The sequence below is a fragment of the Pseudomonas sp. MF7453 genome (assembly GCF_016405455.1).
Lineage (GTDB): Bacteria > Pseudomonadota > Gammaproteobacteria > Pseudomonadales > Pseudomonadaceae > Aquipseudomonas > Aquipseudomonas paralactis.
This window is the reverse complement of record NZ_JAEKCN010000009.1, coordinates 36,907-61,465: the sequence shown is the minus strand read 5'-3', so window position 1 is coordinate 61,465 and position 24,559 is coordinate 36,907. Positions and strand designations below refer to the sequence as shown.

Genomic DNA, 24,559 nt, shown 5'->3' with positions numbered 1-24,559 from the left:
ATCGTGGTTTTCAGCGCATTTTCAGGCTGTTTCAATTGCCAGAGAAGCGCCGTTCAAGCGCTCACACTTCGACCCTCGTCAGACGGCCACGCAAAAAGCGTTTGGTGGTAAGCTCGCGCACCATGAATATCTACAGCTCTCGCCCCGTTGTCCTCTGTCTCTCCGGCCACGACCCCAGTGGTGGCGCCGGCTTGCAGGCAGATATCGAAGCCCTGCTCGCCCAAGGCTGCCACGCGGCCCCGGCCGTCACAGCGTTGACCGTGCAGAACACCGTCAATGTCAGCGACTTCCGCGTGCTCGACCGTGAGTGGGTTATGGCCCAGGCCAATGCCGTGCTCGGCGACTCCGAAGTCGCGGCAATCAAGCTGGGCATGCTCGGCTCCACCGCCATGGTCGATACGGTGGTCGAACTGCTGCAGGCGCACCCGCATCTGCCGGTAGTCTGCGACCCCGTGCTGCGCGCCGGCGGCGGCGGTAGCCTGGGCAAGGACGAAGTCGGCTATGCGATGCGCGAGCGGCTGCTGCCCCTGTCGCTGATCGCCACACCCAACCTGCCGGAAGCGCGGATCCTCGCCGAATTGCCCGAGGGCACTGCCGACGAATGCGCCGAGAAACTGTTGCCCTACATCAAGCACCTGCTGATCACCGGCGGCCATGGCGACGAACACGAAGTGCACAACCGCCTCTACAGCCGCGACGGCACGCGCCATACCTTTACCTGCCAGCGCTTGCCTGGCAGTTATCACGGCTCGGGCTGCACCCTGGCCAGTGCCCTGGCCGGGCGCCTCGCCCAAGGCGAAGGTTTGGCCAGCGCGGTGCAATCGGCCCTCAATTACACCTGGCGCACCCTGCGTGACGCCGAACAGCTGGGCCAGGGCCAGTTCGTGCCGCGCCGACTGCCGCTGGATTTCTGCTCGTAACTTATCGCTCGTCAGCAAGGGGTTTGCCCGATGAAACTACGCGGCCTTTACGCCATTACCGACAGCCAGCTGTTGGCCGGCAAATTCCTCGCCTACGTCGAGGCGGCGCTGGACGGTGGCGTCACCCTGTTGCAGTACCGCGACAAAAGCAGCGACGAGGCACGGCGCCTGCGTGAGGCCGAAAAGCTGCATGAACTGTGCTCGCGCTACAAGACTCAATTGATCATCAACGATGATGCAGAGCTCGCGGCGCGCCTGGGCGTCGGCGTGCATCTGGGGCAGACCGACGGCCCGCTGACCCCGGCCCGTGCGCTGCTCGGCTCCAGGGCGATTATCGGTGCCACCTGCCACAGCCAGATCGAACTGGCCGAACAGGCCGCCAGGGAAGGCGCCAGTTATGTCGCCTTCGGCCGCTTCTTCAATTCCACCACCAAGCCCGGCGCACCTGCCGCCACTGTTGAAATGCTGGCCGAGGCCCGCACGCGCTTGCAGCTGCCGATCTGCGTGATCGGCGGCGTGACCCTGGACAACGCCGAACCGCTGGTGGCCCACGGGGCCGACCTGCTGGCCGTGGTGCACGGTTTATTCGGCGCCGACAGCACTCAGGAAGTCACGCGCCGCGCCCGTGCTTTCAACGCCCTTCTTAAAATCTGATTTCAGAGAGACGCCCATCATGTCCCGTTCCGAAACCCTGTTTGCCAATGCCCAAAAGCACATCCCCGGCGGTGTGAACTCCCCCGTGCGTGCGTTCAAGAGCGTGGGCGGCACGCCGTTGTTCTTCAAACATGCCGAAGGCGCCTACGTCACCGACGAAGATGACAAGCGCTACGTCGACTACGTGGGCTCCTGGGGCCCGATGATCCTCGGCCACAGCCACCCGGACGTACTGGACGCGGTGCGCCAGCAGCTGCAACACGGCTTGTCCTATGGCGCGCCGACCGCCATGGAAACCGAGATGGCCGACCTGGTCTGCTCGATCGTGCCATCGATGGAAATGGTGCGCATGGTCAGCTCCGGCACCGAAGCCACCATGAGCGCAATCCGTCTGGCCCGGGGTTTCACCGGCCGCGACAACATCATCAAGTTCGAAGGCTGCTACCACGGCCACTCCGACAGCCTGCTGGTCAAGGCCGGCTCTGGCGCGCTGACTCAGGGCGTACCCAACTCTGCCGGTGTACCGGCGGCCTTCGCCAAGCACACCCTGACCCTGCCGTTCAACGACATCGCCGCCGTCGAGCAAATGCTCAGCGAAGTTGGCCAGGACGTGGCCTGCATCATCGTCGAGCCGGTGGCGGGCAACATGAACTGCGTACCGCCGGCCCCGGGCTTCCTCGAAGGCCTGCGCGAACAGTGCGACAAGCACGGCGTGGTGCTGATCTTTGACGAAGTGATGACCGGCTTCCGCGTCGCCCTCGGTGGCGCCCAGGCACACTATGGCGTCACGCCGGACCTGAGCACCTTCGGCAAAATCATCGGTGGCGGTATGCCAGTAGGCTGCTTCGGCGGCAAGCGCGAGATCATGCAGCACATCGCCCCGCTGGGCCCGGTGTACCAGGCCGGCACGTTGTCGGGTAACCCGCTGGCAATGGCAGCCGGCCTGACCACCCTGCGCCTGATCAGCCGCCCGGGCTTCCACGCCGAACTGACCGACTACACCACCCGCCTGCTGGATGGTCTGCAACAGCGCGCCGACGCCGCCGGTATCCCGTTTGTCACCACCCAGGCCGGTGGCATGTTCGGCCTGTACTTCAGCGGCGCCGACGACATCGTCACCTTTGATGACGTGATGGGCAGCGATGCCGACCTGTTCAAGCGCTTCTTCCACCTGATGCTTGAAGGCGGCGTGTACCTGGCGCCAAGCGCCTTCGAAGCCGGCTTCACCTCGATCGCCCATGGCGACGCCGAGCTGAAACTGACCCTGGATGCTGCCGAACGCGCCTTTGCGGCCCTGAAATAAGTGACGCACGCTCTGACGTTGCCCCCAGGCAGCGTCAGATTTGCTACCTTGCTTACAGAAATTTCCTGGTTTTTTCGAGAATTGCCCTGCAATCCGGCAGATAACTTGCCCAAGCAGCATAAAAACGAGTAAAGACTTTGTAAGCAGAGGCCTGCTTATTTCATAATGCGCGCTTATTGGACTCCCCGAGGGTCCGCGCGCCCCGTCAGAGGTAAGTCGATTCCCATGAAACGCACCGGCCGCACCCTGGTTCTGGGCTGCCTGTTGCTCCTTCAGCCGCTGCTGGCACATGCCCAGGCAGGCGGCAACTCGTTGTTAATCCCAGCGATGGGTCGTTGCACCCTCAATACCCAGCCAGACAGCCAGGCCGAGGCCCTGAGCGCGTGCCAGAAACAGGCTGAGGAAGGGGATGCGCAAGCGCAATACGAGTTGGGCGAGTTCTACCATGACAGCAAGAACCCGGCCGTCGACCTCAACAAAGCGTTGAGCTACTTCGAAAAGGCTTCGCTACAGGGCCACGCCCAGGCGCAATTCCAGCTCGGCAATATGTTCTTCAAGGGCGAAGGTGTGCCGGCCAATAACGTGCAGGCCTACATCGTGCTGAAAATGGCTGCAGTCAATGGCGCTGAAGATGCACTGGACACCGCCGACGAAGTCGCCGAGCACATGCAACGCGATGAACTGGAAGTGGCGACCCAGGTGCTGGGGCAGATTTTCCGTAATTACCTGCAGGAATTGCAGAGTGCCGATGGGCGCTCGCCGTTCTCTCCCCTGCCCTGATTTTGTTGTAGACCTTACGTCGCTATCGCAGGCAAGCCAGCTCCCACATTCGACCGCGTTTCAATGCTGGAATGCAGTCAACTGTGGGAGCTGGCTTGCCTGCGATAGGCACACCTCGGTCTAAAGCCCTACTTCTCAGGCATCGGCATCGGAAAGGGCATCACGTTGCTCACGCCCCGAGCTTCACTGATCTTGGGCGTACCCAGGCGTTCAACCTCATCGATGCGCACAATCGAATGCATCGGCACAAAGCTGCGCACCACGCCTTCGAACTGGGCCTTGAGCTTTTCCTCGCCCGGATCGACCACCAACTGGGTGCGCTCGCCAAAGACGAATTCTTCCACTTCCAGGAAGCCCCACAGATCACTTTGATAGATCTGCTTGGCGTACATTTCGAACACCTGGCCCTGGTTGAGGAAAATCACCTTGTAGATTGGAGCTTCGCGTTTGGTCATGGTGGGCGGGGAACACATGGGGATATAAAGAGGGCGCGAACTATAGCATGGCACCCGATGCACAGCGCTAGGAACCGATGGGCATGACCCCTATAATGCGCGGTTCTTTACCACCAGTTGACGATTCCCATGGCCAAGAAGCTTTATATCGAAACCCACGGTTGCCAGATGAACGAGTACGACAGCTCGCGCATGGTCGACCTGCTGGGCGAACACCAGGCCCTGGAAGTCACCGCCCGCGCCGAAGATGCCGACGTGATCCTGCTCAATACCTGTTCGATCCGCGAACGGGCCCAAGACCGCGTGTACTCCCAGCTGGGCCGCTGGCGTGAATTGAAACTGGCCAACCCGGACATGGTGATCGCCGTCGGCGGTTGCGTGGCCAGCCAGGAAGGCGCCGCGATCCGCGACCGCGCGCCGTATGTCGACGTGGTATTCGGCCCGCAGACCTTGCACCGCCTGCCGGAAATGATCGACGCCGCACGCGTCACCAAGCTGCCGCAGGTGGACGTATCGTTCCCCGAAATCGAGAAATTCGACCATTTGCCCGAGCCGCGTATCGACGGCCCGAGCGCCTACGTGTCGGTGATGGAAGGTTGCAGCAAGTACTGCACTTTCTGTGTAGTGCCCTACACCCGCGGTGAAGAAGTCAGCCGGCCATTTGACGATGTGCTGGCAGAAATCATCCACCTGGCTGAAAACGGCGTGCGCGAAGTGACCCTGCTGGGCCAGAACGTCAACGGCTACCGCGGCCTGACCCACGACGGGCGCCTGGCCGACCTGGCGGAGTTGATCCGGGTGGTCGCCGCTGTCGATGGCATCGAGCGCATCCGCTACACCACTTCGCATCCGCTGGAGTTCTCCGACAGCCTGATCCAGGCCCACGCAGAGGTGCCGGAGCTGGTCAAACATCTGCACTTGCCGGTGCAATCGGGCTCGGACCGCATTCTGTCAGCGATGAAGCGCAACCACACCGCGCTGGAATACAAATCCAAGCTGCGCAAACTGCGCGCTGCGGTACCGGGCATCTGCATCAGTTCAGACTTTATCGTCGGCTTCCCGGGCGAAACCGAGAAAGATTTCCAGCAGACCATGAAGCTGATTGAAGACGTCGGTTTCGACTTCTCCTACTCGTTCGTCTACAGCCAACGCCCGGGCACACCGGCGGCCGACCTGCTGGACGAAACCCCGGAGGCGTTGAAAAAGGAGCGGCTGAACGTGCTGCAACATCGTCTGAATCAACAGGGCTTCGAAATCAGCCGACAAATGGTCGGCTCGATCCAGCGCATTCTGGTGACCGATTACTCGAAGAAAGACCCGGGCGAATTGCAGGGGCGCACCGAGAACAACCGCATCGTCAACTTCCGCTGCGATAATCCTACGCTGATCGGCCAGTTTGCCGATGTGCACATCGATGCGGCGCAGCCACACTCGTTGCGTGGCTCGTTGATCACCTGATCTCGCGGACCGGATGAAGATCAGAATGTGGGAGCTGGCTTGCCTTAATGCCAGTCAGTTAAGGCTTTTTTGTAGGAGCGAGCTTGCTCGCGAAAAACTCACCGGCGCCGCGCTCATTCAGCAAACACGCATTATCGTTGACGTTTTTCGCGAGCAAGCTCGCTCCTACAGCAGGCAAGCCAGCTCCCACAGGAGTTCTTCATGGTTATCGAGAGTGGGGCCAGGCTATTTAAGTGCTTTCGCACACCGGCGCCTGGCGTTATTCTCTCTCTCACCTCATCAGCCAAAGGGCGGCTAAAAGCAACCTTGAACGCACCCATAGCAGAACCACATCGTTTTATCCTCGAGCCGTTTGAGGCTCGCCGTTTCGCCAACCTGTGCGGACAGTTCGACGAGCACCTGCGCCTGATCGAACAACGCCTGAGCATCGAGATCCGCAACCGCGGCAATCAGTTCGAGCTCATTGGTGAACCCCAACACACCACGTCTGCAGAAAACCTGCTGCGTCGCCTCTACCGCGAGACCAAGGGTAGTGAGCTGTCGCCGGAGACGGTACACCTGTACCTGCAGGAATCTGCCGTGGAGGACCTGGCCAACAACCCGGTGGCCGAAGCCAGCGTGGCCCTGCGTACCAAAAAAGGCATGATTCGCCCACGTGGCTTGAATCAGCAGAAGTACGTCAAGGAAATCCTCGGCAACGACATCAACTTCGGCATCGGCCCGGCCGGTACCGGCAAGACCTACCTGGCGGTGGCCTGCGCCGTCGACGCCCTGGAGCGCGAGCAAGTGCGGCGCATCCTGCTGGTGCGCCCGGCGGTTGAAGCGGGCGAAAAGCTCGGCTTCCTGCCCGGCGACCTGGCCCAGAAGATCGACCCGTACCTGCGCCCGCTCTACGACGCGCTGTACGAGATGCTCGGCTTTGAGTACGTGGCCAAGCTGATCGAGCGCCAGGTGATCGAAATCGCCCCGCTGGCCTACATGCGTGGCCGCACCTTGAACAACAGCTTCATCATCCTCGACGAAAGCCAGAACACCACCGTTGAGCAGATGAAGATGTTCCTCACCCGTATCGGTTTCGGCTCCACTGCCGTGATCACGGGCGACATCACCCAGGTCGACCTGCCCAAGGGCACCAAGTCGGGACTGGGCCAGGTGATCGAGGTGCTCAAGGACGTGCCGGGTATCAGCTTCACGCATTTCATGCCCAAGGACGTGGTACGCCACCCGCTGGTGCAGCGCATTGTCGAAGCCTATGAGCGTTTCGAACACCGCGACGACGCGCCCGCCAAGGACGCTCGCCACGATGCTTGAGCTAGACCTGCAACTGGCCACTGACGCATCCGCCCCCAGCGAAGCCCAGTTCCGCCAATGGTGTGAACTGGCTTTGCGCCAGCGCACCGCCGACTCGGAGCTGACCATTCGTCTGGTGGACGAGGCCGAAGGCCGTGAGCTGAACCACACCTGGCGCCAGAAAGACTACGCGACCAACGTGCTGTCCTTCCCCGCCGACGTGCCCGACGAATTGCTGGATATCCCGCTGCTGGGCGATCTGGTGATCTGCGTCGCGGTGGTCGAACGCGAAGCGGCGGAACAAGGCAAGGAACTTGAGGCCCATTGGGCCCATCTAGTCATCCACGGCTGCTTGCATCTCTTGGGTTACGACCATATAGACGATGACGAAGCCGAGGAAATGGAAGCACTGGAACGAACGTTGCTTGCAGAACTGGGTCACCGCGACCCGTATGCAGACGACGAAAGCTGATCAACACTCAACTGTCATATCAAAGGATTTAGAGTAATCGCTATGAGCGAAGACCGATCGAGCAACGGGCAGAAGTCATGGCTGGGTAAACTGACCCAGGCTTTTGCCCACGAGCCGAAAAACCGCCAGGAGCTCTTGGAGCTGCTGCGCGAGGCCCACCAAAACAAGTTGCTGGACAGCGAAGCGCTGGCCATCGTCGAAGGCGCCATCCAGGTGGCTGACCTGCAAGTACGTGACATCATGGTCCCGCGCTCGCAGATGATCAGCATCAAGGCGACCCAGACCCCACGGGAATTCCTCCCGGCCGTAATCGACTCGGCGCACTCGCGCTACCCGGTGATCGGTGAAAGCCATGACGACGTCATGGGTGTTTTGCTGGCCAAGGACCTGTTGCCGCTGATCCTCAAGGAGAATGGCGACAGCTTCAACATCAAGGACCTGCTGCGCCCGGCCACCTTCGTCCCTGAATCCAAGCGCCTGAATGTGCTGCTGCGCGAGTTCCGCGCCAACCACAATCACATGGCTATTGTGATTGACGAATACGGCGGCGTGGCCGGCCTGGTGACCATCGAGGACGTGCTGGAGCAGATCGTCGGCGACATCGAAGACGAGCACGACGTCGAAGAAGACAGCTACATCAAGCCGCTGCCCAGCGGTGACTTCCTGATCAAGGCGCTGACGCCCATCGAGAACTTCAACGAGTTCTTCGACAGCGAGTTCTCGGACGATGAGTTCGACACGGTCGGCGGCCTGGTGATGAGTGCGTTCGGGCACCTGCCCAAGCGTAACGAAACCACCGAGATCGGCGCCTATCGCTTCCGCATTTTGAATGCCGATAGCCGTCGTATCCATCTGATCCGTTTGACACCTATTGCCCGCTAAGGACTGACATGCGCCGTCTCACCGCACCCGGCTGGCCCGGTAACCTGCTGGCCGTGGTGGCCGGCGCCATCACTACCCTGGCGCTGGCGCCGTTCGATATCTGGCCGTTGGCGCTGGTAGCGGTCGGCCTGTTCTATATCGGCCTGCGGGAGCTGACACCCCGCCAGGCCCTGGGCCGTGGCTGGTGTTTCGGTTTTGGCCTGTTTGGCGCCGGCACCAGTTGGATCTACTACAGCATTCACCACTTCGGCGGCGCTTCGGTGTTGCTGGCGGGCTTTTTGATGCTGCTGTTCACCGCCGCCATCGCCTGGTTCTTTGCCCTGCCCGCCTGGCTATGGGCGCGCTGGCTGCGCCGCAATGAAGCGCCGTTGGCAGATGCCCTGACCTTTGCCGCGTTGTGGGTCGGCCAGGAAGCCTTTCGGGGTTGGTTCCTCACCGGTTTCCCCTGGTTGTACTCCGGTTACAGCCAACTCGACGGCCCGCTGACCGGCCTCGCGCCGTTGGGCGGGATGTGGCTGATTTCCTTCGCGCTGGCACTTACGGCGGCCCTTTTGTGCAACCTGCCGCGCCTGCTGGCGAGCAAGCGCAATGCCTTCATCGGTGCGGGCCTGGTGCTGCTGGTCGCCCCCTGGGCCATCGGCCTGGCGCTCAAGCACCACGCCTGGACCTCGCCCTCCGGCGAACCGCTGAGCGTCGCCGCCCTCCAGGGCAACGTCGAACAGAGCATGAAGTGGGACCCCGAGCAGCTCAATGCTCAGTTGGCGCTGTACCGCGACATGAGCCTGAGCTCCAAGCGTGTCGACCTGCTGGTATGGCCGGAAACCGCAGTACCGGTGCTCAAGGAGTCGGTCGAAGGCTACCTGGGCATGATGGGCAAGTTTGCCGCCGACCGAAACACCGCGCTGATTACCGGGGTACCGATTCGTCAGGAAGTGCACCATGAAAAGCGCTACTTCAATGGCATTACCGTCGTCGGCGAGGGTGACGGCACCTACCTCAAGCAAAAGCTGGTGCCGTTTGGTGAATACGTGCCATTGCAGGACATGCTGCGCGGGCTGATTGCGTTCTTCGACCTGCCGATGTCGGACTTTGCCCGCGGCCCTTCAGACCAGCCCATGCTGCAGGCCAAGGGCTATCAGATTGCGCCGTTCATTTGCTATGAAGTGGTCTACCCGGAATTCGCTGCCGGCCTGTCGGCCCAAAGCGATTTGCTGCTGACCATCAGCAACGACACCTGGTTCGGCCGCTCCATCGGCCCGCTGCAGCACCTGCAAATGGCGCAGATGCGTGCACTGGAAGCCGGGCGATGGATGATCCGCGCCACGAACAATGGCGTGACCGGGCTGATCAACCCGTTTGGGCAGATCACCGCACAGATCCCGCAGTTTGAACGCGGCATTCTTTACGGCGAAGTGGTGCCGATGCACAACCTCACGCCGTACCTGCAATGGCGTTCGTGGCCGTTGATCATTGTGTGCGTGCTGCTCTTTGGCTGGGCATTGCTAGCTGGCAGGATGTCCAAAACAGTCTGACCTGAGGGAACTGGCTTGCCTGCGATGGCCATAGGTATCTACACAACTTTTAGGCTGTAGCCGCCGACGGTAACCACGATGCGAAGCGAGCCGCTCTTGATCTGCTTTTGATCTTAGGCGCCCCGTCAAACCACGCTGGCCGGAATTCGACAGGGATTTGGGGGGTAAACCGGCAGGGATGCCGGTTTAGCCGCCCCGCGCCATGGATGGCGCGTGGCGGCGGCCCCCCAAATCACTGGCGGATTACGGGCACACCGAGCCCAAGCGAGGTGCCGAGTGGTGGGGCAAGAGCCTTTTGGTTACTTTTGGGCTTTTCAAAAGTGACCCGCTGTAAAAGCGGAACCAATAGCAGCCATTACCGCAGGAACGGATATGTACGCGGTCTGATCCAAGATCCTGGTCGGCTTTCAGGCCGTCTTCGCAGGCAAGCCAGCTCCCACATTTGGATCGCGGTGCGTCAGCTAGAGCAGCGTCGGCTGTCAGGCCGTCACGGGAGCAAGCTCCCTCGCCACAGGTCCAGCGTCGCGCCGAAATTGTGTAGATACCTATGCTGCGATGGCGGTGTATCCGTGCCCTGAGTGCTCACTGACCCACCGCCATCGCAGGCAAGCCACCCCACAATTGATCTCCTGTGTTGCACCTACCGGTAGAACAACCGATACCCCACCTGCCCCACCGCTTCATTGATCAACTGCCCGCTTTGCCACACCGCCTTGACCTCCGGCATCCAGCCACCCAGCGGTCGGCCATGGTCCACCCCCAGAAAGCCCACCGGCCCCGGCACCACGGTGAAGCCGGCCTTTTCAAAACTCCACACCGAACGCGGCATGTGCCAGGCCTGGGTCACTACCACTACACGCTTGATGCCTTGCGGCAACAAAATCTCGGCGCTCATCTGGGCGTTTTCCCAGGTGGTGCGGCTGCGCTCTTCTTTCCAGCGCACGATCACACCGAAGTCATCCTGCATCGACACGGCCATCAGCTCGGCCTCACTGGGCGGCGTGCCGTAGTGCAAGCCACCGCTGGTCAGCACTGGCAAACCGGATGCCTTGGCCAGCCGCGCGGCAAAACGCTCACGCTCCAGGCCAATACCGGTGGGCTGGTCGCTGCCCCAGGCGATGTCCCCACGCTCGCGCCCGGAGCCCAGCACCACAATCGCATCGGCGCGCTGAGCCAGCGTGGCCCAGTCTTCGCGAGCCAGTGGCGGTGTTGTCTCAAGCGCACGGGCACCCCATTGCACCATCACTGGCAGGCTGATCAACCACATCCCGCCCAGACCGAGGGCAAAGCACAAGCCCGCCAGGCGCGGACGGCTGCGGCGAAACCACCAGGCACACGCCAACAACAGCAAAAAAATACCGGGCGGCAACAGCAATTGTTTAATGAAATAACGAAAAGGCATCGGGCATCTCCAAAGATGCCCGAAGCCTAAATGCAACGGGGTTAAGCGACAATCTTTACCAGCCTGTTTCAACAACGTTAATGGACAGCCCTGTGCGTCACTTGCACCGTACGGACCGGGAATTTTCCGGGTCGCGACCGGCCGCCAGGTCTTTGAGCCAAATGACCTTGGCTGAACGAGGAGGCTCCTGGGCTGGCGGGGAGGCCTGCCCATGAGAGGCGCGGTGTTGATTCAACTCCAGGTAAGTCCTGATCAATTCAAGCTCTGCCTGGCTCAAGCCTCGCAACTCCAGCTCCAGAGGCCGCTCATCACGCAATCGGCCTGCGGTTCTTGCAGCATCCAATGCCCGACCCAAACGGTCGATCAGTCCTTCATACAATTGCGGTTTCGTTAAAGTTCGCTGCGATTCAACCATCCCCTCACCTCATTGAAGAAATACTTGCTCCCCAATAAACAGCGTAGCCCCCGTGGCTGCGCCTGCCCGGTGCCGCGACAGACGGCCCTTGCCGCGCAATCAGGGTTTCCCTCGATAGAGTGGGGTCATGTATGCTACGGCGCTTCCTGTAACTCCACTTCCCGCAGGGTTTGGGCACGGACGCGCCACTTTCTGGTGTCGAACAACCCGGACTATGCACCGAAGAGGATTAGGCCACCCCTATTCAGTTCAAAAGTAGCCATGCACGAACAATATCAGCCCCGTGAAATAGAAAATGCCGCACAAACCTTCTGGGACGAGCAAAAGTCCTTTGAAGTCAGCGAACAGCCAGGCAAGGAGACTTACTACTGCCTATCGATGTTCCCTTACCCCAGCGGCAAGCTACACATGGGGCACGTGCGTAACTACACCATCGGCGACGTGATTTCCCGCTACCAGCGCATGCTCGGCAAAAACGTCCTGCAACCTATGGGTTGGGACGCCTTTGGTATGCCGGCGGAAAACGCCGCGATGAAAAACAACGTGGCGCCCGCCAAGTGGACCTACGAAAACATCGCCTACATGAAGACCCAGCTGCGCAGCCTGGGCCTGGCGGTGGACTGGTCCCGCGAGGTCACCACCTGCAAGCCGGATTACTACCGTTGGGAACAATGGCTGTTCACGCGCCTGTTCGAAAAAGGTGTGATCTACAAAAAAAGCGGCACCGTGAACTGGGACCCGATCGACCAGACCGTACTGGCCAACGAACAGGTTATCGACGGTCGCGGCTGGCGTTCCGGCGCGCTGATCGAAAAGCGCGAAATCCCGATGTACTACTTCAAGATCACCGCCTACGCGGATGAGCTGTTGTCGAGCCTCGACGACTTGCCGGGCTGGCCTGAACAGGTCAAGACCATGCAGCGCAACTGGATCGGCAAATCCAAGGGCATGGAAGTGCAGTTCCCGTACAACGTCGACTCCATCGGCGAAGCGGGCGCACTCAAGGTGTTCACCACCCGCCCCGACACCCTGATGGGCGCGACCTACGTCGCCGTGGCCGCCGAACACCCGCTGGCCACCCAGGCCGCACAGAACAACCCTGAGCTGCAGGCGTTCATCGCTGAATGCAAGGGCGGCAGCGTGGCGGAAGCCGACGTCGCCACCCAGGAGAAAAAAGGCCTGCCGACCGGCCTGTTCGTCGAGCACCCGTTGACTGGCGAAAAGCTGCCGGTATGGGTCGCCAACTACGTATTGATGCACTACGGCGACGGCGCCGTCATGGCCGTACCGGCCCACGACGAGCGCGACTTCGAATTCGCCACCAAGTACAGCCTGCCGATCAAGTCGGTGGTGCGCACCAGCTCGGGCGACACTAACCCGGCCCCGTGGCAAGACGCCTACGGCGAGCACGGCACCTTGATCAACTCCGGCGAGTTTGACGGCCTGGACTTCCAGGGCGCTTTCGATGCCATGGAAGTCGCGCTGATCAAGAAGAACCTCGGCGCCTCGCGCACCCAGTTCCGCCTGCGCGACTGGGGCATCAGCCGCCAGCGCTACTGGGGCTGCCCGATCCCGATCATCCACTGCCAAACCTGCGGTGATGTACCGGTACCGGAAGATCAACTGCCTGTTGTACTGCCTGAAGATGTAGTGCCGGACGGCGCTGGCTCGCCATTGGCACGCATGCCTGAGTTCTATGAGTGCAGCTGCCCTAAATGCGGCGCGCCGGCCAAGCGTGAAACCGACACCATGGACACCTTCGTGGAGTCCTCGTGGTACTACGCCCGCTATGCCTCGCCGCACTATGAAGGTGGCCTGGTGGAGAAATCCGCAGCCGACCATTGGTTGCCGGTGGATCAGTACATCGGCGGTATCGAACACGCCATTCTCCACCTGCTGTATGCGCGCTTCTTCCACAAGCTGATGCGTGACGAAGGCCTGGTGAGCTCCGATGAGCCGTTCAAGAACCTGCTGACCCAGGGCATGGTGATCGCCGACACTTACTATCGTCGCGAAGCCAATGGCGCCTACACCTGGTTCAACCCGGCGGATGTCGAGCTTGAGCGTGACAGCAAGGCCAAAGTCATCAGCGCCAAGTTGAAAGCCGACGGCCTGCCGGTGGAAATCGGCGGCACCGAGAAGATGGCCAAGTCCAAGAACAACGGCGTCGACCCACAGTCGATGATCGACCAGTTCGGCGCCGATACCTGCCGCCTGTTCATGATGTTCGCCTCGCCGCCTGACATGAGCGCCGAATGGTCCGACTCTGGCGTTGAAGGTTCGCACCGCTTCCTCAAGCGCGTCTGGCGCCTTGCCCATGCCCACGTCAGCCAGGGCTTGCCGGGCAAGCTGGATATCGGCGCGTTGAACGACGAGCAGAAAGCCGTTCGCCGCAGCATCCACCTGGCTATCCGCCAGGCCAGCCAGGACGTCGGGCAGAACCACAAATTCAACACCGCCATCGCCCAGGTGATGACGCTGATGAACGTACTGGAAAAAGCCTCGCAAACGACCGAACAAGACCGTGCGCTGATCCAGGAAGGCCTGGAAACAGTTACCCTGTTGCTCGCGCCGATCACGCCGCACATCAGCCACGACCTGTGGAACCGTCTGGGCCACAGCGGCGCCGTCATCGATGCCGCCTGGCCGGTACAGGATGACAGCGCCCTGGTTCAGGACACGCTGCAACTGGTCATCCAGGTTAACGGTAAACTGCGTGGCCAGATCGACATGCCGGCCAGCGCCAGCCGTGAAGAAGTCGAAGCAGCTGCACGTATCAATGAGAACGTGCTGCGCTTTACCGAAGGCCTGACCATCCGCAAGGTGATCGTGGTGCCCGGTAAACTGGTCAACATCGTCGCCAGCTAAATCGGATCGGGCGCGGGGCTTGGGCTCCGCGCCGAACTAAACCTTTAGGGCCCGATAAGGCCCACCTGGTTTCAAGGGGAGCAACAAAATGATCAAACGCAATCTGCTGGTTATGGGCCTTGCCGTGCTGTTGAGCGCTTGCGGCTTCCAGCTGCGCGGCACCGGCACCAATGAGCTGTCGATCAAGGAACTCGACGTCAGCGCCCGCAACGCTTACGGCGAAACCGTCACCCAACTGCGCCAGACCCTGGAAAACAGCGGTGTGCACGTGTACAACGGCGCGACCTACAAACTGATCCTGACGGATGAGCGAGAAACCCAGCGCAATATCAGCTACGCCAGTGCCGGCCGTGCGTCCGATGTGGAGTTGAACACTGCGCTCTACTTCGAAGTGCAGGGTCGCGATCAGTTGCCGCTGATGGGTGACAAGATCCAGGTGCAGAAAGTCGTGAGCCACGATGGTAACAACCTGGTGGGTTCGGACTCCGAGACCCTGCAAGTGCGCAAGGAAATGCGTCGTGAGCTGATCCAGCGCATGATGACTCGCCTGCAAATGCTGACTCCGGAAAAGCTTGCCGCCCTGCAGCAAACCGCCGACAACAAGGCCAAGGCTGACGCCGATGCCCTGAAAGCCGCGCAAGAGTACGAAGACAACACGCCGAAACAATCGCCTGTTGAAGTCCCTGTCGAGTAAGCCAGACGGGGCGCCGCTGGCGCCCCGTTCGCCCCGCCTATGAAACTCGCCCCTGCCCAACTCGCCAAACACCTGCAAGGTGGTCTTGCGCCTGTGTATATCGTCAGCGGTGATGACCCGCTGCTGTGCCAGGAAGCCGCCGACGCTATCCGTACCGCCGCGCGCCAGCAAGGTTTCGATGAACGCCAGGTGTTCAGCGCTGACGCCAGTTTCGACTGGGGTACCCTGCTGCAAGCCGGCGCAAGCATGTCGCTGTTCGCCGAAAAGCGCCTGCTGGAATTGCGCCTGCCCTCGGGCAAACCGGGTGACAAAGGCGCCGCGGCGTTGATGGAATACTGCTCGCGCCCTGCCGAAGACACCGTGCTGCTGATCAGCCTGCCCAAGCTCGACGGCAGCGCGCAGAAAACCAAGTGGGGCAAGGCACTGGTAGAAGGTGCGCAAACCCAGTTCATCCAGATCTGGCCTGTGGACAGCAGCCAGTTGCCGCAGTGGATTCGTCAGCGCCTGTCACAGTCGGGGCTTTCAGCGACGCAAGATGCCGTAGAGCTGATCGCCGCCCGGGTCGAGGGCAACCTGCTTGCCGCCGCCCAGGAGATCGAAAAGCTCAAGTTGATGGCCGAGGATGGGCAAATCACTGTCGAAACCGTACAAGGCGCAGTGGCCGATAGCGCTCGCTTTGATGTGTTCGGCCTGGTCGATGCGATCCTCAACGGTGAGCCCGCCCACGCGCTGCGTATGCTCGAAGGCTTGCGTGGCGAAGGGGTAGAACCGCCGGTGATTCTGTGGGCGCTGGCCCGGGAGCTGCGAGTGCTGGCGAATATCGCATTGCAATACAGCCAGGGCACACCGCTGGACAAATGCTTCAGCCAGGCCAGGCCACCTGTGTGGGACAAGCGCAAACCCCTGATGAGCAAAGCCCTGCAACGGCACTCGGCGCAACGCTGGGCGCAACTGTTGCTGGAAGCGCAGCGCATCGACGCACAGATCAAGGGCCAGGCAGCCGGCTCGCCGTGGATGAGCCTGAGCCGTTTGTCGCTGTTGATGGCCGGCCAGCGCCTGTCTCTGCCCGCCGAATAACCACCTCTGTACAACAGCACAAAACCCTGTGGGAGCTGGCTTGCCTGCGATGGCGGTGTATCAGTGCCTTTGTGCCAACAGACCCACCGCCATCGCAGGCAAGCCAGCTCCCACATTGACTCTGCCAAATGCCTATTTGCGACATTTCCCGCCTATCGACGGGCTTTACAGCGGGCCCACTTCGGCAGATGATTTGCACCGCTGCATTCCACACTCAAGCGAGAGAATCCACCATGAGCAAAAAGCCATCCAAGCATGGCCCCAACAAGGCCAAATCCATCATCGCCCAGCCACTGTTCCGCAGCCGTCAGGAACGCGCCGGCAAGGGCAAAGGCAGCTACCGCCGCGAAGCCTTCCAGTCTAATAGCTGGGAGGCTTCTTACTTTCTGGCTGCCTGAAGGCAAGCGCCCCTCTGGCATGATAAGGTCTGTACCTGATTTGTAACCCCCTGGACCTGTGCATGCCCTCTAGTCTTTCTCGTCGTTGGCACCTACGCCAATTGATCGCTGCCTCCAGCCTCATTCTGCTCGTCGCCTGCGCGGAAAAACCTACCGCTGCGGACGCTCAGCCTCTGCCCAAGCTCCAGACGGCACCGGCTATCGCACCCGCTGTGGTTGCCCCCCTGGCAGTGGATAATCTTGATATCCAACCGACCCAGACCTTTGCCGAATGGCAAGCTGGCTTCCGTGCGCAAGCGCTGCAAGCCGGGATCACTGCGGCCGTGTTCGATAACGCATTTGCCGGCGTCACCCCTGATATGGCGGTGATTCGCGCCGACCGCAGCCAACCGGAATTTTCCCGCCCGGTGTGGGAATACCTCGACGGCGCCCTGTCGCCGGTGCGCGTGCGCAATGGCCAGGCACTGCTGGTCAAGTACGCCGATATTCTGCAAAGCATCGAACAGCGCTATGGCGTCGACCGCCAGGCACTGGTCTCGGTGTGGGGCATGGAGAGCAACTTCGGCGCGTTCCAGGGCAATAATTCGGTGATCCGCTCCCTGGCCACCCTGGCCTATGAAGGCCGGCGCCCGGCCTTTGCCCAGGCGCAGTTGCTGGCAGCGCTGCAGATCATCCAGCATGGTGATATTCAGGCCGACCAGATGAAAGGTTCCTGGGCTGGTGCGATGGGCCAGACGCAATTTATCCCGACTACCTACAACACCCATGCGGTGGACTTTGACGGTGACGGTCGCCGCGATATCTGGAACAGCCCGTCCGACGCCCTCGCCTCCACGGCGCATTACCTGCAAAGCTCCGGGTGGCAGAAAGGCCAGCCATGGGGCGTTGAAGTGCAGCCGCTGCCGTCAGGCTTCGACTACAGCCTGGCCGATGGCGGCGTGCGCAAAACCGTGGCGCAATGGCTGCAACTGGGCATCCAACTCCCCCCTGGCGTGAGCCTGCCGGCCAATGTCGACCAGTTGTCCGCCGCCCTGCTGCTGCCGGCCGGCTACCGTGGCCCGGCGTTCCTGGTGCTGGATAACTTCCGCGCGATCCTCAAGTACAACAATTCGTCGTCTTATGCACTGGCGGTTGGTTTGCTGTCGGAGCGGTTTGGTGGCGGTGGTGTGATTCGGGGCAGTTGGCCCAAAGATGAGCTGCCGCTGAGCCGCTCCCAGCGTATCGACCTGCAAACGGCACTTAGTGCCAAAGGCTATGACGCCGGTAACCCGGACGGGATTATCGGCGCCAATACGCGCAAGGCGATTCGTGCGGCGCAGCAGGCGTTGGGCTGGCCGGCGGATGGGTATCCGACGGTGAAGTTGCTCGAATCGCTGCAGGGTCAGTAAACCGCGACAACCGCCATCGCAGGCAAGCCAGCTCCTACACTTGGAATGCATTTCAAAATGTGGGAGGGGGCTTGCTCCCGATAGGTCCTGATAAGCGACAACTATCTCAGGCCTTGAACACTACATCCTGCTCCAACACCACCCGCTGCTCCCCCGCATCCAGGCGCACCAAAGCGCCCATTGGCAACGTCAGGTTGGGGTCGCAATGCCCACTGCGCCAGCCCGCCAGCACCGGAACGCACAGTGGCTCGAAGGTCTGCTTCAGCAACCGCTCCAGCGCCCCGCTCTCCACACCTGCTACGTCCCCTACCAGCACACCGGCGACCTGGGCCAGCTTGCCGGCCAGGCGCAGATGCGTCAGCAGACGGTCGATGCGATAAATCGGCTCGTTGACGTCTTCGATAAACAGGATGATGCCTTCGGCGTCTATTTCGTACGGCGTACCCATCACCGCCGCAATCATCGACAAGTTACCGCCCAGCAAACGCCCGCAGGCGATGCCTGGCTCGATTGTGGTCAACGGGTAGGCCACCGGGTGCGCAAGCACACTGCCAGTACCCAGCTGGCCACGCAGCAGGCTGAACAGCGAGGATTCGGTTGGCTGTTGCTTGTCGCCCAGCAGGTCGGCATTGAGCATCGGCCCGTGAAATGTCACAAAGCCAGCGTAACGGTTTATCGCCAGGTGCAAGGCGGTGATATCGCTGTAACCCACGAACGGCTTGGGGTTGGCGCGCAGCAGGTCAAAGTCCAACGCGTCGAGCAAGCGTGGCGTACCGTAGCCGCCGCGCAAACAGAAGATGGCATCGACATCAGGGTTGGCGAAGGCGGCGTGCAGGTCGCGCAGGCGCACTTCATCGCTGCCGGCGAGGTAGCCGTCGCGCTCGTACACACCGGGATAAATACGCAGGTCGTAGCCGCGGGCACGCATCCATTGCCCGGCTTTTTCAACCTCCAGCGCGGCAGGGCCGGCGGGGGCGATCAGGCCGATGGTGCCTTCAGAACGAAGGGCTGGAACGGCTGCCGTCATATACAACTCTCCCTAGTCAACGCGAAACGAAATGTGGGAGGGGGCTTGCCCCCGATGACAGTGTGGCAGTCAATACATGAGTGACTGATACACCGCAATCGGGGGCAAGCCCCCTCCCACATTGAATCTGCGGTGTTGCGCAGACCTTATTACGAAACCAGGCTCGCCTTGACCAGCTTGGCCTGCTCATCGGCGTGGTACGAAGAACGCACCAACGGGCCCGACGCCACGTTCTTGAAGCCCATCTTGTAACCTTCCTCGGCGAACCAGGCGAAGGTGTCCGGGTGCACAAAACGCTGCACCGGCAAGTGGCTGCGGGACGGCTGCAGGTACTGGCCCAGGGTCAGCATGTCGATGTCGTGTTCGCGCATGCGCTTCATGACTTCGATAACTTCTTCGTCAGTCTCGCCCAGGCCCAGCATCAAGCCGGACTTGGTCGGAATGTGCGGCATCATCTGCTTGAATTTCTGCAGCAGGGTCAGCGACCACTGGTAGTCCGAACCCGGACGCGCGGCCTTGTACAGGCGCGGCACGGTTTCCAGGTTGTGGTTGAACACATCCGGCGGCTCGGCGGCGGTGATTTCCAGCGCCACGTCCATACGGCCACGGTAGTCCGGCACCAGGGTTTCGAGCATCACGTTGGGTGACAACTTGCGGATCTCGCGGATGCAGTCAGCGAAGTGCTGAGCACCACCGTCACGCAGGTCGTCACGGTCGACCGAGGTGATTACCACATACTTGAGCTTCAGGTCGGCGATGGCGATGGCCAGGCTTTCTGGCTCGTTGACGTCCAACGGCTTCGGACGGCCATGGCCGACGTCGCAGAACGGGCAGCGACGGGTGCAGATGTCACCCATGATCATGAACGTGGCGGTGCCGCCGGAGAAGCACTCGCCCAGGTTCGGGCAGGAGGCTTCTTCGCATACGCTGTGCAACTTGTGTTTGCGCAGCAGGGACTTGATACGGTCGACTTCCGGCGAAACCGGGATGCGCACGCGGATCCAGTCGGGTTTCTTCGGCAGTTCGGTGGTCGGGATGATCTTGACCGGGATGCGTGCAACCTTCTCGGCGCCGCGCAGCTTGACGCCGGCTTCCACCTTGGCACGCGGGGCCGGGGCTGGACGCTCAGTGATGTCCAGCGTCGGGATCATGGTTTGCACAACATCAGTAGTCATATCAATCGATTCCGCCCGTCAGGGTCGTCTGCTCTGCATAGTCGAGGTGTTTGACGAGCTGCGCGCGCAGCCGGGCACTTACCTCGGCAAATTCTATGGATGTTGCATGGTCACTCAACTGGGTCATCGCAAGCCCGGCGTAACCGCACGGGTTGATCCGTCGGAACGGCGCCAGGTCCATGTCCACATTCAAGGCCAGGCCATGAAAGGAACAACCGTGGCGAATGCGCAGCCCCAGGGAGGCGATTTTCGCGCCATCCACGTATACACCCGGTGCATCGGGCTTGGCCACGGCGGTCACGCCGTAACTGGCCAACAGCTCGATCAGGCACGTCTCCATGCGGCTGACCAGGTCGCGCACGCCAAACCCCAGCTTGCGCACGTCCAGCAGCAGGTAAGCCACCAGTTGACCGGGCCCATGGTAAGTCACTTGCCCCCCTCGGTCGACCTGCACCACCGGAATATCACCCGGCAGCAGCAAGTGTTCGGCCTTGCCGGCCTGGCCCTGGGTGAATACCGGTGGGTGTTCCACCAGCCAGATTTCATCCGGGGCCGAGGTGCCGCGCTCGTTGGTAAAGCGCTGCATGGCATGCCAGACCGGCTCGTAGGCCATCTGGCCGAGCTCGCGAAAGCCCAGAACGTGCGACATCACAGCACCATATGCACGAAACCGGTGGCCCGCAGTTCGCTGTTGATGTTGTAGAGCTGGTCCTGATCGGTCGCAACGATGTGCAACTGAATCGTGGTGTACTTGCCGGTGGAGCTTTGACGCTCGTCCACGCGGTTGTCGTTGATCGTCGCGTGCTTGCGCACGATTTCGAGAATCTTGTCCTTGCGGCCGACACCGGTATCGCTGATCACCTTGACGGGATAATCCGTCACTGGGAATTCGATCTTTGGCGCCTTTACTTCTACGTCTTTATCGGTCATGGCAGAACAGCCTCGTAAGCGCTAAGCCGTGGCGACGGGCAAAGCCCCGCGCTGGATCAGCGCGGGGCTTTGCAGGTGCACACAATCAGTTGAACAAGCCGTAGAAGAATAGACGGATGCTATCCCATACGCGGCGCAAGATTCCACCTTCCTCGACAGCGTCCAGCGCGATCAGGTCGGCGCTGTGCACCACCTTGTCGTCCAGCTTGACTTCGACTTTACCGATCACGTCGCCCTTGGCGATTGGGGCAACCAATTGCGGGTTCAGCGTCATGCTGGCAGCGAGCTTTTTCAGCTGGCCTTTAGGCATGGTCAGGGTCAGGTCGTCGGCCAGGCCGGCCTTGACTTGCGAGGTTGCGCCCTTCCAAACCGGTGCAGTCGCAAGCTCGGTACCCTTCTGGTAGAAGGTTTGGGTTTCGAAGAAGCGGAAGCCGTAAGTCAGCAGCTTTTGCGTCTCGGCCGCACGGGCCTGTTCGCTGTTGGTGCCGAATACCACGGCGATCAGGCGCTGGCCATCACGCACGGCGGACGACACCATGCAGTAGCCGGCTTCGTCGGTGTGGCCGGTTTTCAGGCCGTCAACGGTCTTGTCGCGCCACAGCAGCAGGTTGCGGTTAGGCTGTTTGATGTTGTTCCAGAAGAATTCCTTCTGGGAGTAGATCGCGTAGTGCACCGGGTCAACGCGGATGATCGCGCGCGCCAGGATCGCCATGTCATGAGCCGACGAGTAGTGCTCCGGGTTCGGCAGGCCGGTCGGGTTCATGAAGTGGCTGTTGGTCATACCCAGCTCACCGGCGGTTTTGTTCATCATGTCGGCGAAGGCGTCTTCGCTGCCGGCGATGTGCTCGGCCAGGGCGACGCTGGCGTCGTTGCCGGACTGAATGATGATGCCGTGCAACAGGTCACTGACGGTGACTTGCGAGCCGACCTTGATAAACATCCGCGAACCGCCGGTACGCCAGGCGTTTTCACTGACGGTGACCGGGTCGTTCTCGCCGATCTGGCCGCGACGGATTTCCAGGGTCGCGATGTAGGCGGTCATCAGCTTGGTCAGGCTGGCAGGCGGCAGGCGTACATCACCGCCGTTTTCGACCAGCACGTTGCCACTGGCGGCGTCCATGAGGACCCACGACTTGGCGGCCAGTTGCGGGGAGGCCGGCACCATTTCAACCGCCCAGGCGGCCGGGGTGATGATCAGCGAGATAAGCAGGCACGTGCGTTTGGCTAAGGTGGTGATGTTCATCCGTCTCTCGAAATTGCTTATGGAAACTTGCCCTCGCGGGCAAAACTATTCAGACAGCCCGCTTCCAGACTGTCACGTTTTCGGTTGCCCGCTCACCCCTTGCCCCTGGGTTTTTATTGTTCAACGAGCCAACAACCTGGGCTCAAGCACGCAGACGCACCTGAGCCATCAATCCATTACTTATTCTGCGGTGACCACGCTGGGCTGCCCCAGGTTGGCCAGGCGTACGCTGTTCTGCACTTGCGCCACTTCGCTTGGCGAGCCGATCGGGCCCATGCGTACACGGTGCAACGTTTGCTGGTTACGCACGATGGAGCTGATGAAAACCGGCGCGCTGACCATACCGCTGAGCTTGGACCTTAACAGTTCTGCCGCATCCGGGTTGGCGAAAGCGCCGACCTGCAGGTATTGCCCGCCCGCCATCGAGGCGCCCGGTGCCGCGTGCGGCACGACGACAGTATCCGGAGCATGTTGCGCCGGCGGCGGCGTCCACTGCTCGATCTTGCCGGTCGAGGCCGTCACTTGCGGTTGCGGGGTAGCCGGTTCGTTGAGCATCAACGGCGCCGGTTTGCCGCGCTGGGCCCAGTACTGCGCCGGGTCGATGCCTTCGACTTTCACCCGAGCGGTGCCGGTTTCGGCATACCCGAGTTTCTTGGCGGCGGCGTAAGACAAGTCGATGATCCGGTCGGAATAGAACGGCCCACGGTCATTGACCCGCAGGATCACCGTGCGGTTGTTGTCCAGGTTGGTGACGCGAACATAGCTGGGCAGTGGCAGGGTCTTGTGCGCCGCGCTCATGCCGTACAGGTCATACACTTCGCCGTTGGCGGTGTTCTGACCATGAAACTTGGTGCCGTACCAGGACGCAGTGCCAGACTGCACGTAGGTCTTGGATTCCTGCAGCGGGAAGTAATTCTTGCCCAGCACGGTGTAGGGGTTGGCCTTGTAGGGCCCGGTGTGCAGCGTCGGCGTGGCGTCCGGAATTTTCGAGACATCCACATCCCACCACGGCGCGCCATCTTTGTGCGCACGGTTGATGTCCAGGCCCGGCTGGGCGCGCACCACCGCGCCGCCGGCCTTCTTGGCCGGCGCACGGTTAGGGGTGGTGGAGCAACTGGCTACCAACAAGGACAACGCGGCGAACGCCACCAGCTTGAGCGGTTTTTTGAACGGCGATACCCGCATTACTTGTTGCCCCGTGCTTGAACCAGCTCATCTGACAGCTGATGCACGGCCATGGCGTACATCACACTGCGGTTATAACGCGTGATTGCGTAGAAATTCTTCAGGCCCATCCAGTATTCAGGGCCATTTGCGCCTTCCAGGCGGAATGCCGTCACCGGCATGTCGTCGCGTGGCGCATTCTGACTCGACCAGCCCAGCGCTCGCAACTCCCCGACGGTCTTGACCGGCTCGATGCCCTGGGTCAAGCCTTCATCGGCGCGCTCACCTGTGACATCGGCGCGGATAACCACCGGTTCGCCGCCAACCCAGCCGTGACGCTTGAAGTAGCTGGCAACGCTGCCGATGGCATCGTCGGGGTTGCTCCAGATATTGATATGGCCGTCGCCGTCAAAGTCCACTGCATAGGCGCGAAAGCTGCTGGGCATGAACTGCGGCAAGCCCATTGCACCGGCGTACGAGCCCTTGAGCGTCATTGGGTCGACCTGTTCTTCACGGGCCAGCAACAGGAACTCGCGCAGTTCCTTGCGGAAGAATTCGGCACGCGGCGGGTAATCGAAGCCCAGGGTCGACAAGGCGTCGATCACCCGGTAGCTGCCGGTATTGCGGCCGTAGAAGGTTTCAATGCCGATGATCGAGACGATGACCTGGGCCGGCACACCGTATTCCTGTTCGGCGCGGGCCAGTACGGCTTCATGCTGGCGCCAGAAGTCCACGCCGCGGGCAATACGTGCGTCAGTGAGGAACATCGGGCGATATTCCTTCCACTGTTTCACACGTTCGGCAGGTCGGGAGATGGCGTCGAGGATCGCCTGCTTTTTCTGGGCTTCGCGGAACACGCCCATCAGTTGCTCACCGGCAAAACCGTAGTCGCGGGTCATTTCACCGACAAATTCGGCGACCTGGGGTGAACCATCGTAGTCACCGGCCCGCGCCTCTTGCGTTGCCCCCAGCAGCCCAATCAGGCCCATCCAGGTCGCATGCCGAGTCGCCCAGCCGCGCATTACTTGCATT

General features: G+C 61.2%; 24 protein-coding genes. 14 read left to right on the top strand and 10 right to left on the bottom strand.

Translation table 11 applies throughout. The features are described from left to right. The first annotated feature begins 122 nt into the window (after positions 1–122). The 4 genes from JFT63_RS15545 (at position 123) to JFT63_RS15530 (ending at position 3,657) form a co-directional block, all read left to right on the top strand. Positions 123–920, top strand: a complete 798-nt coding sequence (locus tag JFT63_RS15545) for a hydroxymethylpyrimidine/phosphomethylpyrimidine kinase (RefSeq protein ID WP_057703224.1) — start codon at positions 123–125, stop codon at positions 918–920. A gap of 30 nt (positions 921–950) precedes the next feature. Then, a complete protein-coding gene (thiE, locus tag JFT63_RS15540) occupies positions 951–1,574 on the top strand; it encodes a thiamine phosphate synthase (protein WP_198706944.1) in 624 nt (207 codons plus the stop codon). 19 nt (positions 1,575–1,593) lie between these two features. Beyond that, entirely contained in the window at positions 1,594–2,877 is a 1,284-nt protein-coding gene (hemL, locus tag JFT63_RS15535; protein ID WP_057703222.1) for a glutamate-1-semialdehyde 2,1-aminomutase, read from the top strand. A 225-nt stretch (positions 2,878–3,102) separates the two neighbouring features. Continuing rightward, entirely contained in the window at positions 3,103–3,657 is a 555-nt protein-coding gene (locus JFT63_RS15530) for a tetratricopeptide repeat protein (RefSeq protein WP_057703221.1), read from the top strand. Between the two features lie 128 nt (positions 3,658–3,785). Here the strand turns inward: JFT63_RS15530 and JFT63_RS15525 are convergent, their stop codons facing one another. Next, positions 3,786–4,112, bottom strand: a complete 327-nt coding sequence (locus JFT63_RS15525) for a DUF1820 family protein (protein WP_003236992.1) — start codon at positions 4,110–4,112, stop codon at positions 3,786–3,788. A 129-nt stretch (positions 4,113–4,241) separates the two neighbouring features. On the opposite strand from JFT63_RS15525, the gene miaB reads away from it, so the two are divergent. The 5 genes from miaB (at position 4,242) to lnt (ending at position 9,746) form a co-directional block, all read left to right on the top strand. Then, a complete protein-coding gene (miaB, locus tag JFT63_RS15520; RefSeq protein ID WP_057703220.1) occupies positions 4,242–5,570 on the top strand; it encodes a tRNA (N6-isopentenyl adenosine(37)-C2)-methylthiotransferase MiaB in 1,329 nt (442 codons plus the stop codon). Positions 5,571–5,876: 306 nt separating this feature from the next. Further along, positions 5,877–6,881, top strand: coding sequence for a PhoH family protein (locus JFT63_RS15515; RefSeq protein WP_019818064.1), 1,005 nt, complete (start codon positions 5,877–5,879; stop codon positions 6,879–6,881). Beyond that, positions 6,874–7,332, top strand: a complete 459-nt coding sequence (ybeY, locus tag JFT63_RS15510) for an rRNA maturation RNase YbeY (protein WP_057703219.1) — start codon at positions 6,874–6,876, stop codon at positions 7,330–7,332. Before JFT63_RS15515 ends, ybeY begins: the two co-directional genes overlap by 8 nt. A 42-nt stretch (positions 7,333–7,374) precedes the next feature. After that, the gene (locus JFT63_RS15505) at positions 7,375–8,214 is read left to right on the top strand and encodes an HlyC/CorC family transporter (protein ID WP_010206772.1); all 840 of its coding nucleotides are present in this window, start codon (positions 7,375–7,377) and stop codon (positions 8,212–8,214) included. Between the two features lie 8 nt (positions 8,215–8,222). Then, positions 8,223–9,746: an apolipoprotein N-acyltransferase gene (gene lnt / locus JFT63_RS15500; protein ID WP_198844253.1), complete on the top strand. Its 1,524-nt coding sequence runs from the start codon at positions 8,223–8,225 to the stop codon at positions 9,744–9,746. A gap of 640 nt (positions 9,747–10,386) precedes the next feature. Here lnt and JFT63_RS15495 read toward each other — a convergent pair. Next, on the bottom strand, positions 10,387–11,148 hold the full coding sequence (locus tag JFT63_RS15495) for a YdcF family protein (protein ID WP_198844252.1): 762 nt from the start codon (positions 11,146–11,148) through the stop codon (positions 10,387–10,389). 97 nt (positions 11,149–11,245) lie between these two features. Then, entirely contained in the window at positions 11,246–11,563 is a 318-nt protein-coding gene (locus JFT63_RS29625) for a hypothetical protein (RefSeq protein ID WP_057703216.1), read from the bottom strand. Between the two features lie 261 nt (positions 11,564–11,824). Here JFT63_RS29625 and leuS point away from each other — a divergent pair, with 261 nt between their 5' ends. From leuS to JFT63_RS15470, 5 genes are all read left to right on the top strand, one after another. Continuing rightward, positions 11,825–14,431 (top strand): leucine--tRNA ligase, encoded by a 2,607-nt coding sequence (leuS, locus tag JFT63_RS15490; protein ID WP_198844251.1) that lies wholly within the window; start codon positions 11,825–11,827, stop codon positions 14,429–14,431. 88 nt (positions 14,432–14,519) lie between these two features. Further along, complete coding sequence (locus JFT63_RS15485) at positions 14,520–15,125, top strand: LPS-assembly lipoprotein LptE (protein WP_057703214.1); 606 nt, start codon at positions 14,520–14,522, stop codon at positions 15,123–15,125. A gap of 39 nt (positions 15,126–15,164) precedes the next feature. Further along, a complete protein-coding gene (gene holA / locus JFT63_RS15480) occupies positions 15,165–16,202 on the top strand; it encodes a DNA polymerase III subunit delta (RefSeq protein ID WP_186559427.1) in 1,038 nt (345 codons plus the stop codon). Between the two features lie 233 nt (positions 16,203–16,435). Continuing rightward, the gene (gene arfA / locus JFT63_RS15475; RefSeq protein ID WP_003176285.1) at positions 16,436–16,600 is read left to right on the top strand and encodes an alternative ribosome rescue factor ArfA; all 165 of its coding nucleotides are present in this window, start codon (positions 16,436–16,438) and stop codon (positions 16,598–16,600) included. Between the two features lie 62 nt (positions 16,601–16,662). Then, positions 16,663–17,988 (top strand): lytic murein transglycosylase, encoded by a 1,326-nt coding sequence (locus tag JFT63_RS15470; RefSeq protein ID WP_186559425.1) that lies wholly within the window; start codon positions 16,663–16,665, stop codon positions 17,986–17,988. A 106-nt stretch (positions 17,989–18,094) separates the two neighbouring features. On the opposite strand, the gene JFT63_RS15465 is transcribed toward JFT63_RS15470, so the two are convergent. The 7 genes from JFT63_RS15465 to mltB all read right to left on the bottom strand — a co-directional run bounded on the left by JFT63_RS15465 (position 18,095) and on the right by mltB (position 24,558). Further along, on the bottom strand, positions 18,095–19,015 hold the full coding sequence (locus JFT63_RS15465) for a S66 peptidase family protein (RefSeq protein WP_198844250.1): 921 nt from the start codon (positions 19,013–19,015) through the stop codon (positions 18,095–18,097). Positions 19,016–19,164: 149 nt separating this feature from the next. Further along, entirely contained in the window at positions 19,165–20,166 is a 1,002-nt protein-coding gene (gene lipA / locus JFT63_RS15460) for a lipoyl synthase (protein ID WP_161794304.1), read from the bottom strand. A 25-nt stretch (positions 20,167–20,191) separates the two neighbouring features. After that, positions 20,192–20,839, bottom strand: coding sequence for a lipoyl(octanoyl) transferase LipB (gene lipB / locus JFT63_RS15455; protein ID WP_003194464.1), 648 nt, complete (start codon positions 20,837–20,839; stop codon positions 20,192–20,194). After that, positions 20,839–21,120, bottom strand: a complete 282-nt coding sequence (locus tag JFT63_RS15450; protein WP_005791752.1) for a DUF493 domain-containing protein — start codon at positions 21,118–21,120, stop codon at positions 20,839–20,841. The genes lipB and JFT63_RS15450 overlap by 1 nt, the downstream gene beginning before the upstream one ends. An 85-nt stretch (positions 21,121–21,205) precedes the next feature. Then, complete coding sequence (locus JFT63_RS15445) at positions 21,206–22,363, bottom strand: D-alanyl-D-alanine carboxypeptidase family protein (RefSeq protein ID WP_057703209.1); 1,158 nt, start codon at positions 22,361–22,363, stop codon at positions 21,206–21,208. Positions 22,364–22,543: 180 nt separating this feature from the next. Continuing rightward, positions 22,544–23,548, bottom strand: a complete 1,005-nt coding sequence (locus JFT63_RS15440) for a septal ring lytic transglycosylase RlpA family protein (protein WP_014720084.1) — start codon at positions 23,546–23,548, stop codon at positions 22,544–22,546. Next, entirely contained in the window at positions 23,548–24,558 is a 1,011-nt protein-coding gene (gene mltB, locus JFT63_RS15435; RefSeq protein ID WP_198844249.1) for a lytic murein transglycosylase B, read from the bottom strand. Before mltB ends, JFT63_RS15440 begins: the two co-directional genes overlap by 1 nt. Between the last annotated feature and the right edge of the window lies 1 nt (position 24,559).